7 protein-coding genes and 1 tRNA gene are annotated in these 17063 nt (G+C 54.2%); 6 read left to right on the top strand and 2 right to left on the bottom strand.

Going from position 1 to position 17063, the window contains the following annotated elements:
* Positions 1-10: 10 nt before the first annotated feature.
* Entirely contained in the window at positions 11-619 is a 609-nt protein-coding gene (locus OZX62_RS08285; RefSeq protein ID WP_277175724.1) for a DUF3021 family protein, read from the bottom strand.
* Between the two features lie 2 nt (positions 620-621).
* The gene (locus OZX62_RS08280) at positions 622-1110 is read right to left on the bottom strand and encodes a LytTR family DNA-binding domain-containing protein (RefSeq protein WP_277175723.1); all 489 of its coding nucleotides are present in this window, start codon (positions 1108-1110) and stop codon (positions 622-624) included.
* Between the two features lie 664 nt (positions 1111-1774).
* On the opposite strand from OZX62_RS08280, the gene OZX62_RS08275 reads away from it, so the two are divergent.
* From OZX62_RS08275 to OZX62_RS08250, 6 genes are all read left to right on the top strand, one after another.
* Positions 1775-4993 (top strand): BspA family leucine-rich repeat surface protein, encoded by a 3219-nt coding sequence (locus OZX62_RS08275; RefSeq protein WP_277175722.1) that lies wholly within the window; start codon positions 1775-1777, stop codon positions 4991-4993.
* Between the two features lie 653 nt (positions 4994-5646).
* The gene (locus OZX62_RS08270) at positions 5647-9906 is read left to right on the top strand and encodes a BspA family leucine-rich repeat surface protein (protein WP_277175721.1); all 4260 of its coding nucleotides are present in this window, start codon (positions 5647-5649) and stop codon (positions 9904-9906) included.
* 350 nt (positions 9907-10256) lie between these two features.
* The gene (locus OZX62_RS08265; RefSeq protein ID WP_277175720.1) at positions 10257-13268 is read left to right on the top strand and encodes a BspA family leucine-rich repeat surface protein; all 3012 of its coding nucleotides are present in this window, start codon (positions 10257-10259) and stop codon (positions 13266-13268) included.
* Positions 13269-13523: 255 nt separating this feature from the next.
* Complete coding sequence (locus OZX62_RS08260; protein WP_277175719.1) at positions 13524-14123, top strand: 4'-phosphopantetheinyl transferase superfamily protein; 600 nt, start codon at positions 13524-13526, stop codon at positions 14121-14123.
* A 365-nt stretch (positions 14124-14488) separates the two neighbouring features.
* A complete protein-coding gene (locus OZX62_RS08255; RefSeq protein WP_277175718.1) occupies positions 14489-16744 on the top strand; it encodes an exo-alpha-(1->6)-L-arabinopyranosidase in 2256 nt (751 codons plus the stop codon).
* Positions 16745-16930: 186 nt separating this feature from the next.
* Positions 16931-17001, top strand: a tRNA-Gly gene (locus tag OZX62_RS08250).
* The last annotated feature ends 62 nt before the right edge of the window (positions 17002-17063 follow it).

Below are 17063 nucleotides of genomic sequence, written 5' to 3'. Positions count from 1 at the left end.
GCCAGGTTTTTCAGTTCTTGCGGCGCATGTGCTTTCTGTCACTCAAGCGCCTGTTGATGTTGCTGGCGATGAAATTGAAATAGAAGAGTATGCCGGCCCAGATCACGACGTACACCACGATGAACCCGACCACGAAAAGGGTGAGCTCCTCGTGGAAGACATGCCATTGCCACCCGTTGATGCAGATCCAGCCGATGCAAACCAGTAGCGTGCAAATCAGGTGCGTGGGGATGATGACGAACAGCGGCAGGTCGGAACGCTGCAAGACGAGCGTGACGATGCCAATCAGTGCGTCGATCAGGAGCATCGTCAGCATTCCCAGCCTGGTGATCGGAATCCAGTTGGGAATGAATATCTCGATCAAGACCGCGCCCGCCGAGCCGAACAGTATGCCTTTGATGGCATAGCTCAGGAGAGCGTGCGGCCATGATTCGCCCCGCGTCGGTGATTGGTTGGAGTGGCTGTAAGCTCCGTCATGGTCGTCGCATTCGTTGAAATCGAAATCAATATCGACGGATGGTTGCATGCCGTCCGTTTTCGTACTGCTGGTTTCGGTATTTCCGATGTTTTCCGTATCACCGTTCAAAGAGTCCTCGGCCGATTTTTCTTGGTATTGCAAGCCTATGCTCCTATTATTTTTCTCAGGTCGGCTACGTATCGCCGTCCTACAGTCTCATCTATCCCGGCGTCAAGGCTGGCTATCATATTGCCGGAATAGCTCAATTTTAATGATCGCAGATGATTGATGTTGATGACGCTCTGGCGCGAAATTCTTACGAATTCGTTGGGCAGACGCCGTAAGAAGTGGGCAAGTGTGTCGCGTGTGGCGATCGTGTTGCTCGGGGCCCGCGGGTTTTGCATCGCAGCTTTGTTCTGTATCAGCCGCAGCAGCAGCATGTCGTCATGTACTTCGACGGCGATGATTGACGCGATGGGTATGAGCTCCAGCGATGTTTCGGTGTTGACCACAATCGTGGAGGTGTTCAGCCGGCTCAATTTCCTGATACCCTGCATAAGCTGCATTGCTTCGTCACTGGGCTTCGCCGCCTCGATGATGACGTTCAGTTCGTCGTCCGACAGGTCAGGATTTGCTCGGAACATGATACTCATAAAATGCCTGTTCTTTCCCTGTTATATGCCTATGTACGAGAAGTCCCCGTTCTTGCTTTCCCCAATTCATACGTAAGACATATTTATAAATATACACTTACCTGTTAATTAACCAATACTTTGTTTGTTCGAGTAGCCAGACGGTCCAGCCCAGACAATCTTGTCATGCTTGCGCAATATTCGGGGCCTAAATACTCCATTGCTGAACAACCACTACGTTGCTTCATAATATATGCTTTCGTTTCTCTCGGGTATCTCGTTGGTATAAATCGTGCAATAGCTCTTGAACCGTCTATCATAATTAAAAGGATTGACATGTCTAATAAATGAGAAATCGCATACGTTGCTTATAAAAAATAACGACAGAAATGGCTTTATTGTTGATATTCTTCGCGGATTTGGCGATGATGTAATTCTTTTTTGTGCATTGCAGCAGGAAGAACAAAGTTGCATGATAGATTTTAATTCATCTCGATATTTTTCGCCCTTATTTTTATACCGTTTACCAGCAATTTTCGACCGTTTGGCTTGAGGATTTTAGATAAGAATCTGATTAATGTAGCGTTAAACGATGTACGTAAATTTAAGGTTAGATTTATTGGTATGGTTTTAGGCTTCGCCGATAAATCAGAGTCGTATCACGATGTACGAGAGAAAGAGGGAAATGATGAAATCGTGGAACAAGGCGGTGATTGGTCTGCTGATCGCCTCGGCAATGGCTCTTGGAACCGGCGTGGTGGCATCTGCCGACGAGGCCAGCTCAAGCACTGCCGATGCACAACTGACCACTCAAGAGGTTCAAAAGTCTCAAAATAATAGCGGGGCTTCTGCGGACAAGCCCGGTGAAGTGAATATCGACGCGAAGCAGCCGGCCGGTTCTCAGCCGGGAACGACTTCCGCGATGTCGCAGGCAAGGCAGAGTGACTCCGCGACGCCGAAGACCGGCACTCAGCACGCCCCGGCGCAAACCTCGGCAAAGACCGGTACGCAGGCCAAGCAGGAGAAGCAAGCTCCAGCTGTGCAAACCAAGCAGACTCCGGCTCCGACGACGCAGGACGACCCGGATCCTTCCATTAAGATTCAAGGGAATTTCGGCGGTAACGCCGACGGCAGTCAAAAAGTGCACTGGTATGTAGAGGAAACAATGCCGAACCAGTATGTGATGCATATCGGTTCGGGTGTGCTTGGTGCTGACTTTAGTGGTTCGCCTTCTGACATGTTGTGGTCTTATTCATCGAACAAGGTAATAAGGGACAATATCGTCCGCATGGTGTTTGATGATGCTCCCAACACGCATTTCGTGCCCGGAAGCCGATTCGACTGTGGTGGATATGATAATCTGGAGAGCATCGACAATGTCGGCGACCTTGATTTCAGCCTCCTGCAAGGGCAGACCGGTACTTTGGATTTGACCTCGTTCTTCGCTAATAATCCCAAGCTCCAGACCGTCGACCTGACCGGTTGGGGCGCTGGTCGTACCGCACCGGGTGCAGGTCTTCCTGGTGTCAAGGCTTCCAGTAAATGGAAGACTCACGTGTCCATCAATATACGCTACTTGTTCAACGACGATACTGTATTGACTACGGTCACCGGACTTGACGATTGGGATACCTCGGCCGTCACCAACACGTCTATGATGTTTCGGACGGATACTGATTCTAATTCGAAGCTGACTTCTGTTGGCGATTTGTCTGGCTGGGATATGAGCAACAATACCGATACCCATGATATGTTTGCATATAATTCCAAACTTACCAGTGTCGGCGATTTGTCGAATTGGAATCTCGGCAAAGACAAATGTGCGGAATGGATGTTCAGTGACACCGGCATCAGCTCTGTTGGCGATGTTTCCGGTTGGGGAATGGGCAACGTCATGAATATGCAGGGAATATTCTACGATATGCCCAATTTGACCGCATTGCCAGGTCTTGAAAACTGGGACGTGAGCCAGAATACGTGGTTTACGAGTATGTTCGACGAAGATTCTTCGCTCACCTCCCTTGACCTGACCGGTTGGCATACCGATGCCGCCACGAGTATGCACTATATGTTCACTGGTGATTATTCATTGACGGAGATCAAGGGCCTTGACGATTTCAATACCAGCAAGGTAACTGATATGACGATGATGTTCTACTCCGGTTCCAATCATTCCGGCTCGTTGAAATCTTTGGACCTGACTGGTTGGGATACCTCGAACGTCACTGACATGAGTTACATGTTCGACGGTCAGCAGCAACTGACCGAAATCAAGGGGCTTTCACACTGGAATGTTTCCAAGGTCGCCGATATGACCTTCATGTTCAATGGCGATTTCGCTTTCACCACGATTGATCTTTCCGGTTGGGATACCCGTGCCGTAACTTCGGGCACAAATGTTTTCCCATATGGTGTGAAATCCCTGAAGCTTGGTCCGCATACCAGGATTCCGGGCTCGTCCTCCTTTGGTTTCCAGCCCGATGCTTCCGGTGCTGTTGAAACCGACGGCTATACCGGTCGTTGGACGAAGAGCGATGGGAGCTGGGTAAGCGATTCTTCTGACGATAACGCATCCTTGGCTGCATTGACCCAGGCTTCTGGATTCGAAGGCGGCACCTATGTCTGGCAGGAATTCGCGGAGCTGAGCTTCGACGGAAATGCGCCTCAAGACTCGACGCTCACCGGTTCTCTCGATACCATTCGTAAGGCTGGGCCTGATGCCTCGAAGATCGAGATCACGGTTCCTGATTCCGCATTCGGTGTTGACGGGTATGCCTTCAAGGGCTGGAATACCGACGCCAACGGCGGGCAGAAGGCCTACAAGAAGGGCGATGTCGTCAAGGGCTTCACCCGTGGCCAGAACATCAAGCTCTATGCCCAGTGGAAGAAGTCTTCCGTTCCGATTACCCCGATTCAAAAGCAGCCGGCACATTACGGCATCCATTACGTGGCCAATGCACCCCAGGGGCTGACGGCAACGGGTTCTATGGCCGATGATGCCTTTGACGTGCAACCTGTCAATCAAGTGGGCAACTGGATTAATCAGGATCGTCAGGTTCTGGCCAGCGGCTACGCGGTCGAAGGCTACACCTTTACCGGCTGGAGCACCGCTCGGGACGGTAGCCGAGGTATCTATCGGGTGGGCAACATTATCAGCGTCAAGCCTGGCAAGACCACGCTCTATGCCCAGTGGACGAAGACTCCTGCTCCTGCTCCTTCGCCCGCACCGACTCCTAGCCCGACACCGGAGCCGCCAGCTCCTAGCCCGGCACCGGCACCAGCTCCCGCACCGGCTCCAGGTCCGCAACCCGGTGACAACAACAACGGTGGCAATAACGGAAACAATGGTAACAACGGCAACAACGGTGGAGCAGTCAGCCCGCAACCCGCTGCGTTGGCTCCGCAGGCTTCTGTGGTCTACCGTTACACTCCCTACCGTGTGACCGTGGGCGTGTCCCCGAATGCAACCGCGCCGGTTCCTACCCAGCCCACCCAGACGCCTGCGCCTAAAGGTCAGCAAGACAGCAAGGTGAAGACGAATGCCCCGAAGAAGGCCCGCCCGAAGTGCATGCCTGACGACGTGGCCCGTAGGCTGAGCAACAAGAAGAAGAACGCTAACAAGGTCGCGTGGCTCGAGGCCGATGAGACGGCTTACGGCACGCCTGTTGAGTGGAGCGATTCGGATTACGAGGGCTTGCCGAGGTGCGCCTTCGCGAATCCTCCCGCCCCGGAGGTGAAGGCTCAGAACCATAACATCTTCAACTGGTGGTGGCTCCTGCTTCTTCTTATCCTTCTTGTAGTTGTGATCGCCGTTTCGGTTCACGCCTATGAGAAGAAAAAGAAGAATGACAAGAAGAACGCACAAGGTTACGGTGCTTCCAACGGAGGTGGCGTCGCGTTCTGATTGCTCGTGCCGTTTCCGGAAACGGGACGGTACTGATGATTGAGGAATTGGTGGACAGCAGTTTTGCTGCTGTCCACCAATTTTTTTGTTTGAGGCCGGTTTCTTCTCGTTTTTCTCGCTGAAGCGGAGTGCCGGTTGTCGGGCCGTCAGGGGCTGTATGCCGGCGGCATGCTCGCGCCTAGGCCGTCCATTGCCTCATTTGCCTTGCAATTCCTTGTTTTCCGGCCTTTTCAGCCTTGGCGAAAATGTAAAACGTCAACAGTAGGACGATTTGACGTCAATCAAAAATAGTTTGACGTACTTGATCGATGATTAGTTTTGTCTCGCTGGCAAAGGGCAAAAAGCCCTGATTTCCGCCGTTTTTAATCAATTCCTAATGATTTGGGACTTCTGTAATTTATTTTTTAGTGATTTTTAAGGTCAGAAAAATATCTGGTGATGGATTTTAACTAATCCTAATTTCTTTGACCCATGATTTTTAACCACTTACCGGTCGATTTTAACCGTTCATATTAGAAAGTCTCTGACGATAATGTGATGCCTGTTACGTTTAACGATGTAATGAAGTTTGAAATGCTGATTTGTGGGTATCGGTTTTAGGCCACGCTTGCGAATCGGAGAAACGTAGAGAAAGAGCAAGGAAGGGAGTAACGATGAAATCGTGGAACAAAGCGGTAATCGGTCTGCTGGTAGCCTCGGCGATGGCGCTGGGAACCGGCGTCGCGGCATCTGCCGACAATCCCACCATCGAGCCGTCCGGGGAGGCGGCTACCCAGGAGGTTCAACAAAACAATGCGGCCACGACGAAAGCCAGTAAGGCGCCCCAGTCGAATGCCGATCTGAAGTCGCAGGATAGTCCCGTGTCTGGTTCGCAGTCCAAGGTGGCCGCCCCCGACGCGAAAAAGGACGCCGCCGCCCCGTCGGCACAGTCTCAGACGCCGCAGCCGCAAGCGCAATCGGATCCGGCCCCGCAGCCGCAAGCCGGCCCGCAGTCCGAAGAGCCAACATCCACTCCGCAGGTCTCTGCACAAGGCGAGGGTGACTGCCAGTTGAGTGGAACACTCAACGGTGCGAGTTGGTGTATCAGGCACTCTTCTGATTTCGACGATCTCAGGATTACGGTGGGTGATTCCGACGTACCGGTATCAAGGGATGATTTTCGTGCCCTTCTCGATAAAACTTCGTCATTGATCGATGTGTTTGTTGAGGGAAAGGGCAAACTGAAGCTTAGCGGCGATCAGACTGGGTTGTTTGCGAATCTGCCGACGTTGCGTCGCATTGACATCTCTGGCTTCGACACCAGTGAAGTGACCAACATGTCGAAGTTTTTCATGAACGATAAGAAGTTGTCTGCAAATACAGGGTATTTCGATTATCGTGACTTTAACACGGGCAAGGTCACCGACATGAGCCACATGTTCGAAGGATGTGAGCAGCTTGAGTATCTGGAAACGTACCATCACAAAATTGGCTCTTGGGACGTCAGCAATGTAACCGATATGAACAGCATGTTCAAAGACTGCCAGAACCTCTATCCCAACGATTATGAGACGCCGTTTGATGGCTGGAACACCAGCAAGGTCACCGATATGAGCCACATGTTCGAAGGGTGCTTCCAAAAGGGCGGTTATCACGGTAGCAATAAAGGGCTTAACTTGATAGGGTTAGATACCTCCCGGGTCAAGGACATGAGTTACATGTTTAAGGATTGCGACAATATGTACATCTTGCGTTTTGGACCGAATTTCGACACCAGCAGCGTAGAAAATATGAGTTATATGTTTTACGGTGCTAGTTACGTCGACTTTGATGATTTGAGCGGTTTCAACACGAAAAATGTCACCGACATGAGCTACATGTTTTGGGGTGATAACTCTGTTAATCTCGCGAGCGCCCCGAATTTTATCACCTCAAAAGTCACCAACATGGACGGCATGTTTAGCTTCTATAATGGCACTACGCTTGATGTCAGCAATTTTGATACGCATAACGTAACTAACATGAGTAGCATGTTCTGGGAAAACAAGAACGTGAAGGTTCTTGATGTCAGCCACTTCAACACCTCCAAAGTCACGAATATGGAAGGCATGTTTCTCGGCTGTGAGCAGGTGAAGACTCTTGATGTCAGCCACTTCGACACCAGACATGTCACTAACATGATGATGATGTTTGAGGATATGTACAATGTCACCAAGCTTGATGTGAGTAATTTTAGGCTCGATTGCATCAGGCCGACGATCAGTGAAATGTATAATTGGTCCGGACTGTATCAGATGTTCTTCGGGACAGGAAAGGTCAAGAGCATTGACTTTTCCGGTTGGGATATGCGGTCGAAAGATGGTTTGGTTGTCGTGCCGCCCTCAGTGCAGCGTATAACCATTGGTCCTGGAACCAGGTTGTTCGATTACGAACCCGGCGACACTTGGGGTGTAAGCTATCCGGTTCTTAAGCCCACTCAAGACGATACCTATACCGGCAAATGGGCGCAAGTGCCTGTTGACGGTACCGATTCCGCATCCGTAGACCCCAGTGTCGGCTACTTCTCTGGAGATTTGGTGGCACGAGCCAAGGGAAATGATTCCGCACGCGCGGGCACCTATGTGTGGCAGCAAAGAAAAACCGTGGCGTTGGAAGGCAATGAGCCTTCGGAGGACTATAAGGTCGCGCTGAACGACGGTGCCGCCGCTTCAACTGACGCCAAAGGAATACCGGCTTTGACCGGCATACCTGCCGTCACCTTCGACCGTGACGGGAAAGTGACCAGCAATAGGCCGGTGAATACTGCGGCCCAGTTCAAGCTTGCGGCTCCCGAGAGTCCGTTCTCCATGACGAAACTCGACGGTTCCGACGGAAGCTACCAGCCGAATGAGGATTATATCTTCAAAGGATGGAATACATCTGCCGATGGTAGTGGGAAGAGCTACCAGCCGGGAGCGTCGGTGGCCCCCATTCCGGAGAAGCTGTATGCACGCTGGAAATTGGGCGATACCGTTTCGTTCACGGTGCGTTATAACCCGAATTCTCCTGCAGGAGCTGCGACTGGTTCCATGCCTGATGATACATACCACGCCGCGCGCGGTACTGAAACCTCCCACGGGTTCACCGTCAAGGCCAACGCATTCGCGGTTAACGGGTGGAAGTTCACCGGCTGGAACACGAAGGCCAACGGCACAGGCACGGCCTACAAGGCAGGTGACAGCCTGACGGTTCCATACAACACCGCGGTGAAACTCTATGCTCAGTGGCGCAAGATCAACTCGGCCGATTACTGCGTCTGGTATTACGGCAATGACGGTGACGCAAAGGCCATCGGCTTCCCGAACCAGACCTCGGGCTGTATCGTTCCGCCTCGTGGTCCCAACCTTGAGCCGTTGCACGGCGATGCCTTCACCGGTAACGACGCGAACGACGAGGACCTCAACAACTACCCCTACAAGGTGAGGGTCGCTGACGCGAACAAGTATTGGTTTACCATGAAGGACGGCTGGAAGGTCGTCGGCTTCACCGACGATAACGGCACCTTCTACAAGGAAGGCGACAGCGTCAAGATCAAGCCGAAGAAGAACGCCGAATGCCATATGGTTGGCTGGCGGCCGGTCTGCACGTCGGCAGCACCCAGCGGCAAGCTGTATGCACAGTGGGGCAAGGACGTGGATTACCGGCTGAACTACGACGCCAATGCGCCCGCCGGCCATACCGCCGGCGGTACTGGAACCGCGAACGAAACCGTGACCCGCTCCGTGCGTAAGAGTGACGATCTCGAGCACTACACCAGCGCAGCTGCGGCCAACGGCTGGACGGTCGAGGGCTGGATGTTCACCGGTTGGAACACTGCGGCTGACGGCACCGGGACGACGTATGTGCCCGGCAACCAGGTGCCTTTGCTCAAGAGCAAACCGACCACGCTCTACGCACAGTGGAAGGCCACTTCGGTGCCGATCACGCCGGTGACACCCACGCAGGCGAGCTATGAGGTCCGCTACAATGCGAACGCGCCGCAGGGCACCTTGCCGTCCGGCCGTATGGATGTCGAGCGCTATACGCTGAAGCTTGGCGAGAACGGGGTCACGGATGTGACGAAGTACCCGAACTATCAGGTCAAGGCCAGCGGCTACGCGGTTGCCGGTTACGAATTCAAGGGTTGGAACACCAAGAGCGACGGCACGGGCAAGTCCTATGCGTCCGGCGACAAGCTTGATATGGTGCCTGGTGTCATTCAGTTCTATGCAAAGTGGGAGAAGGTAACTCCTAAGCCGAATCCGACGCCGAATCCGACTCCAGGCCAACCGACTGTTCCTGGCGGCAACAACGGTAATAACGGTGGGAACCCCGGTAACAATGGCGGCGGTAGCTCCGGTAACAATGGCGGTAACGGCAACGGTGGCAACAACGGTGGTGGCGTGGCCAGTTCGCAGCCTGCCGTGTTGGCTCCGCAGGCTTCCGTGGTCTACCGTGCCGTGCCGTACCGCGTGACCATCGGTGTGTCCCCGAATGTCACGGCCCCGGTGCCGACGCCGGCTCCCAACAGCCAGCAGGATACGACGCTCGGGACGCCGAAGAAGAAGGCCCGTCCGAAGTGCATGCCCGATGACGTGGCCCGCAGGCTGGACACGAAGAGGAGGAACGCGAACAAGGTGGCGTGGCTTGAGGCCGACGAGACGGCTTACGGTACGCCTGCTGCGTGGAGCGATTCGGATTACATCGGTCTGCCGAAGTGCTCCTTCGCCCAGCCCACTACCAGGCCCGTGCAGTCGACCAAGCACAACGGCTTCAACTGGTGGTGGCTCATCCTTCTGCTGCTCCTTCTGGTCGTGATTGTCTCCTCGACGTACATTTACGAGAGGGGCAAGCTGAATGACAATAAGAACGCGCAGCATTATAACGGCGCGACCGGCGACGGGATCGCTGTCTGATTCGTCCTCTTCCCGGTAACGGGAAAGGCCCTGATGATTGAAAGAAGTGGCGGTTGGCATCACATTTGCCAGCCGCCACTTCCTATATTCTTCTATGTGTTGTGCATGGTCGGTAGAACGGCCATGCGTTTTTAGTTTTATTGCCGAGATCGATGCTTTTATACAGGATTCACGTGATAAGCGATTTATTCTAGACAAATCAAGAAACGCCGTCTAAAGCATTTCTTTCGATTGTGTTACAATCTGCTACAAGGGGAAATCTATATGGGGGTGATTTATGGGTACCGGCATATTCCAAGCCGGTACCTGTAAATCTAGTTTGCCCTGAATCCATATAGAAAGGGGGAATAGTGAAATCTTGGAACAAAGCGGCAATTGGGCTGCTCGTAGCTTCCGCAATGGCACTCGGAACCGGTGTTGTGGCCTCTGCCGATAGTGCCAACACTTCTACAGGTTCGTCATCCAGCACTTCGCAAGCGTCTCAAACGCAACCATCTCAAAGCAGTGATAAAGCGTCGGGGGATACAAGAAACAGCGCCAAACCGAATGCCGAGCTGAAACAACCTGAAAGCCCTGTGGCGTCGGCCTCGTCGCAGCCGGCGGGCGGAAAAGTCTCGACGCCGCAGCAAACGGAGTCCGAAACCAAGCAGGCGCAAGAGGCTTCCGGGGCGCAAGCCCAGCAAAAGTCCGGGGCTTCTTCGTTGACGCGCTCGCAGCAGCAGCCGCAGGCGCAGGATAGTTCCGACCCGTCAATCAAGTTCCAGGTCGATTGGGGTGGCAATGAAGATGGCAGCGAAAAGGTGCACTGGTATGTGCAGGAAACCGCCCCTCATGAGGATGTCGTGCATATCGGTCCGGGTGTGATGGGTTCCTATTATGATTCGCCGGCTCAGGCTCTTTTCACCGATCCGGTTGGATCGACATTGAGAAACGATATCGTTCGCATCGTTTTTGATGACGCTCCCGACACACATGTGGTGGCAACATCCGATTTCGACTTGAAAAATTACCCGAATCTCAAAAGCATCGACAATGTCGGCAATATCGATTTCAGCCGTTTTGACGGAACCGATGAGTTCTATATGGCCGAATGCTTCGGTTTCAATCCTCAAATGAAGACCTTGGACCTGACCGGATGGGGTGCCGATCGCACCGCCCCGGGTGCAGGTCTGCCCGGTTCCAAGCCCTCCAGCAAGTGGAAGACGGGTATGACCTTCAATATGCAGGACATGTTTGATGTGGATCCCGGCTTGACCACCATCACGGGGCTCGATCATTGGGATACGTCGGCTGTAACGGATATGGCCGGCATGTTCCGGACCGACGTTTACGGGCATTCTCAACTGCGTTCTATCGGTGATTTGTCGGGTTGGGATATGAGCAATGTGGTCTACACCTCAGATATGTTTGACGAAAATCTCAACCTCACCGATGTCGGCGACCTTTCCGGTTGGAATCTGAAAAGCGCCAAAATTGCGGAATGGATGTTTTCCAATACGTCCATCAGTACGCTCGGCGATGTCTCCAACTGGGGTATGGGCAACGTCACCGATATGCAGGGCATATTCGCGGGAATGAAAAACCTGACCGCATTGCCGGGTATCAAGAACTGGGACGTAAGAAAGAATACATGGTTCATTTGCATGTTCCAGGGTGATCATGCGCTGACGTCGCTCGACCTTACCGGTTGGCACACCGATTCGGCCACGAATATGTACTGCATGTTCAATGCGGATACCTCACTGACGCAGATCAAAGGGCTCGGGGATTTGAATGTCTCCGGGGTTACCGATATGTCGTATGTTTTTTATCACGACGCAAATCTGACGTCCCTTGATCTCTCCGGTTGGGACACGCGCCATGTTACTGACGGGTCGAAAGCGTTCACGCCTCATCTCGATGAGATCAAGTTGGGCCCGAATACCCGTTTGGATTCCTCCTTCTTTGACTATTCGAAGCCCCTTTTCGGCGGTGCGATGGAAAGCTCCGGCTATACCGGCCGCTGGACGAAGAGCGACAACAGCTGGACCAGTGATGCCAGTGATGACAACGGTTCCCTGTCGGCTTTGACCCAGGATTCCGGATTCGCCGGCGGCACCTACGTCTGGCAGGAATTCGCCGAGGTGAGCTTCAGGAAGAACGCTCCCAAAGGCGTGAAGGTCAGTGGGTCGCCTGTGACGATTCGCAAGGTCGGGGCCAAGGCCGAGGATATCAAAATCAAGGTTCCTCGTCTGATGTTCCACGCCAAGAATTTGAAGTTCCTCGGTTGGAATTCCGGCAAGCAGGGCGGTCAGATGTCGTTCAAGAGGGGTGATATCGTCACCAACTTCAACCGCGGCGAGAATATCCGTCTCTGGGCGCAGTGGCAGAGCAAGGGCGTGCCTTCCACACCGCTTGTTCCGGCGGCTTTGGAATACAGGATTCATTACGAAGCCAATGCGCCACAAGGCTTGACGGCTACCGGGAGTGTGCCCGATGACGTGTTCACCGTCGATCCCGCTTCAGGGGTCGATCTGCTTCATTATCGGCACCAGGTCACCAAGAAGGAGTTCAAGGTCGAAGGCTATAAGCTCCTGACTTGGACGACTCGGGAGGATATGCATGGTGGCTTCTATGACGGCGGCAGTGAGATCAGGGTGGCGCCCGGCACGACCACGTTGTATGCGGTGTGGGCCAAAGATACTACTGTGATTTCCGCTCCGACGACATCTGCTAAGCCGGTGACTCCTGTTGCGCCGACGGCTCCGACGAAGCCCGAAAAGCCTACGAAGCCGACGAATCCTACTACGCCGATACGTCCTACGCTTCCGGAAACGCCTACGAATCCTTCAACTCCAAAGGTTCCCACGGTGCCAACGCAAAATCAGGCCTCGCAGAATGTTGCCAATAATAGTAGGAATACTGTCACGCGTTCAGCACTCGCGCCGCTCACCGTGTTGCCTGTTGCCGCTCCGGCGTTTGCGCCAGCGCAGCGTGTGGCTGGTAATGCCGTGGCTCCGGCTCCTGTTGCCGGTTCCGACGGTGTGGCGTCTCTTCCGCAGCAGCAGCGTCCGCGCCCCAAGTGCATTCCTGAGGGGGTCTACCAGAAGATGAAGTTCGGCAAGCGCGGCAACGAGCCCGTTTACTGGATCGAACCCGATGGCAGCGCCTATGTGCAGAACTCTGCTTGGAGCCTTTCCGACTACAACGGTCTGCCTCAGTGCTCGATCGAGGCTTCTGCGCCCACGTCAGGAGGGCATATGAGCTTCAATTTCTGGTGGCTGCTGGTGTTCCTGGTTCCTCTGTTCTTGCTGTTGCTTGCATATAGGAACAACAACTACATCCTCGCGCGTCACCGCAACTTGGATTCTGTCAATATCTAGTAGGCTGTGGTTCGATTTCACCTTGCGATTCTGATTGATTGCATGGCGGTTTCGGGCTTATCCAAGCTATATCAAGAGGTTCTGCCGGAAACATCCGTCCGGCGGGGCCTCTTTGGTTTTCTTTTATCGCTAGTTTCGCGTTGCTTTCGGTGGTGCTAATCGACGTCAGCTCATTGCTGCAGGAATTTGCTTGATGATATGTGGTGATTGGCTGGGGTCGCCTTCGAATTCATGTCGGGCAGGTAGCATGAAACTGTGATAGACGTGAAAGTTGACGGGGGCGCGAGGCCGTACGGATCGCTAGTGCTCGGGGTGGGGCACGACGTGGTGGACGTTGCGGCGTTCGGCGATCAGCTGCGTGAACCCGGCTCGCGTTTCAGGGCGTTGTTTTCTGTGCGCGAATTGAGGCAGGCCGCGGCGCGTGCCAGGGTCAAGCATGACGATGAGGCTGCACATCTGGCCGTTCGCTGGGCTGGTAAAGAGGCTGTGCTCAAGGCGTGGTGCGAGGCGCTGGGGGAGCGGCCGTATCCGTATACCCTTGACGATTTTCCTTGGGCTCAAGTCGAGATTGTCGATGATCAATCGCGCTCGCGGCCACGTGTCATGTTGGCACCGGATTGTGAAGCTATGCTACTGAAATCGCTGGGTGCACAGCGGACGGAAACGACGGACACGGATAAGACCCCGTCGGGTGTGGCGGTGTCGGAAGAGTCGGCATCGGATGAGGATTTGCTTGCGTTTGGTGAGCAGCTGCTGGGTGCGGATCCGCCGAAATTGCGTTGGCATGTCTCATTGAGCCACGATGGGCCGGTCGCTTCTGCCGTTGTGTTGTTGGTGAGTGATTTCGAACGATAGTATGTATCAGGCTCAGAGCGAAACCATAACCCGTCACTATCGTGAATCGCCTGATTTTCTTGGGTTTCGGCAATCTTTAAAAGTTATTTTTGGTGACAGGTCATCGACCGAAATGACACGATGCCGCAACTTTGGCGGGAAAGAATCCCTGCAGAGCTGTGACATTGCCCATTAATGTTCATTTTCCTTAGATTTGCATGTTATCAAGGGCGATAGTTTATGTTAATATATAGCTACCTACCGGTCGGTAACTAAGCGGTTATCCTGGACTTCAGAGATGGCCGGGCCGGCAATAACTGAACGGAATATAGGTGTAGCGCAAGACTCAGGGATGAGACCTGCGAGAAATACAGAAAGGTTGCACAATGACCAATCAGACAACACCGGTAACGAGTGCCAAGGATCTCAGTGTTGAAGAGCAGGCGGCGCTGACCAGCGGCACCAACCCGTGGAGCATCGGCTCGGTGCCCGAAAAGGGACTGCCGAACTATACGATCACCGATGGCCCTCACGGACTGCGTAAGGCGCAGAACCTCGAAGGCATGGACGTGGAAAAGGCCGTTCCTGCCACCTGCTTCCCTCCAGCCGCGGGTATGTCATCAAGCTGGAACCCGGAACTGGTGAAGGAGACCGGCGAGGCCATGGGTGAGGAATGCATCCAGGAGCAGGTCGCCGTCATCTTGGGCCCCGGCATCAACATCAAGCGCAACCCGCTGGGCGGTCGTTGCTTCGAGTTCTGGAGCGAGGACCCGTATCTGGCCGGCCACGAGGCCGTCGGCGAGGTCGAAGGCATTCAGTCCAAGGGCATCGGCACCTCGCTGAAGCATTTCGCCGCCAACAACCAAGAGACCGATCGTATGCGCGTAAGCGCTGACATGACGCAGCGTACCCTGCGTGAGATCTATCTGCCCGCCTTTGAGCACATTGTCAAAACCGCCCAGCCTTGGACGATTATGTGCTCCTACAACAAGATCAATGATGTCTATTCTTCACAGAACAAGTGGCTCTTGACCGACGTGCTGCGCGACGAGTGGGGCTTCAAGGGCATCGTCATGTCCGACTGGGGCGCCGTGCACGACCGTGCCGCTGCACTGAACGCCGGCCTAAACCTTGAAATGCCGCCGACCAATACCGACAACAAGGTGGTCTATGCGGTGCGCGACGGCGAGCTCAAGCCCGAACAGCTCGAGAAGATGGCACAGGGCATGATCGATCTGGTCAACAAGACCCGCCCGGCCATGGAGAAGGGGCAGGCCGGCTATCGTTACGACGTCGATGCGCATGATGATGTCGCCCGCCGCGCCGCTCGCGAGGCCATGGTGCTGCTGAAGAACGAAGACGGACTGCTGCCTGTCAAGCCCGGCACCAAGCTGGCCGTCATCGGCGAATTCGCCCGCACCCCACGTTATCAGGGCGCCGGCTCCTCGCTGATCAACGCGAACAAGCTCACCAGCTTCCTCGACGCGTTGAAGGATCGTGGCATCGATGCCGACTTCGCGCCTGGCTTCACACTCGAAGATGACCCACAGGATCCGGCTCTGACTTCGCAGGCCGTTGCTGCCGCCAAAGGCGCCGACACCGTGCTGCTCTTCCTCGGCCTGCCCGCCTCCTACGAATCCGAAGGCTTCGACCGCACCTCGCTCGATATTCCTACCAAGCAGGCCGAGCTCTTAAAGGAAGTCGCTGCCGCCAACAAGAACGTTGTGGTCATCCTCTCCAATGGCTCCTCGGTCTCCATGCCGTGGGCCGGCGATGCCAAGTCCATTCTTGAAGCCTGGCTGCTTGGTCAGGCCGGCGGCGCTGCGACCGCCGATGTGGTCTTCGGCGATGTGAGCCCGTCCGGCAAGCTTGCGCAGACCATCATCAATGACCTGGACGACGACCCGACCATGATGAACTGGCCAGGCGAGGAAGGCCACGTCGATTACGGCGAAGGCGTCTTCGTCGGCTATCGCTACTACGACACCTTCCACAAGCCGGTCGTGTATCCGTTCGGATATGGCCTTTCGTATACCACCTTCGAGGTTTCGAACGCCAAGGCTGAGAAGACCGGCCCGCAGTCCGCTCGTGTCACTGCGACCGTGAAGAACACCGGGTCGGTGGCTGGTGCGGAAGTCGTGCAGTTCTATGTCGCCCCGCCGAAGGAGTCTGTTGAGCGTCCTGTCCACGAGCTCAAGGGCTTCAAGAAAGTCTATCTCGAGCCCGGTGAATCCGCCGAGGTCTCAATGGACTTCGATTCCCGTGCTTTCGCTTATTGGTCCGAGCGTTTCGAAGGCTGGAAGGTCGAGGAAGGCGAATACAAGATTGAGGTCGCCACTTCGTCCCGCGACATTGCCGACACCGTTTCCGTCGATGTCGATGACGACGGCAAGACGGCCAAGCTCACCAAGTGGTCCACTTTCGAGGAATGGAAGAATGACCCGATCGGTGGACCGATTGTCGACAAGGCCGTGGCTAAGCTTGATAAGCAGTTCGGCCACAACATCATCCCCGACAGTTCGCTGAGCGTGATGTTCCTCAATAGCTGCACCGTCGGTGGCATGGCGATGATGCTCGGCGCCGATGTGGCAGAGGCGCTCTCCAAGGAGTTGTTGACTCAGTATGCCGAAGTCTCGAAGTGACTTCTCGTTTCTGAAAATATATGAATGAATCTGACGTGCCGCCTCCTATCTCTCAGAGGTGGCACGCCTTTTCTTAAAGCCAACACCCTTTATTTCGCATGTTAATGCTGAAGTGGGCGTAAACGGCACGCCTCATTCCGTCCCTCGTGTATACTTAACCTTTGTCGTCGCAACGCTAGACGGCACGCGGATGTAGCTCAATGGTAGAGCCTCAGTCTTCCAAACTGATTACGCGGGTTCGATTCCCGTCATCCGCTCCCATTGCGGGGGTGGGTGTTCGAGCTTGCCATATATAAGGTATCGCTTCACTCTCGATTTT

Origin of the sequence: Bifidobacterium sp. ESL0690 (genome assembly GCF_029392315.1) — a bacterium.
In the GTDB taxonomy this organism is placed as follows: Bacteria; Actinomycetota; Actinomycetes; order Actinomycetales; family Bifidobacteriaceae; genus Bifidobacterium.
This window is presented reverse-complemented; position numbering and strand designations above follow the sequence as displayed.

Excerpts from the sequence above, each read along its gene's own strand:
- OZX62_RS08270 (WP_277175721.1), top strand. The coding sequence starts at position 5,647 with ATGAAATCGTGGAACAAAGCGGTAATCGGTCTGCTGGTAGCCTCGGCG.
- OZX62_RS08255 (WP_277175718.1), top strand. The coding sequence starts at position 14,489 with ATGACCAATCAGACAACACCGGTAACGAGTGCCAAGGATCTCAGTGTT.
- OZX62_RS08280 (WP_277175723.1), bottom strand. The coding sequence starts at position 1,110 with ATGAGTATCATGTTCCGAGCAAATCCTGACCTGTCGGACGACGAACTG.
- OZX62_RS08275 (WP_277175722.1), top strand. The coding sequence starts at position 1,775 with ATGATGAAATCGTGGAACAAGGCGGTGATTGGTCTGCTGATCGCCTCG.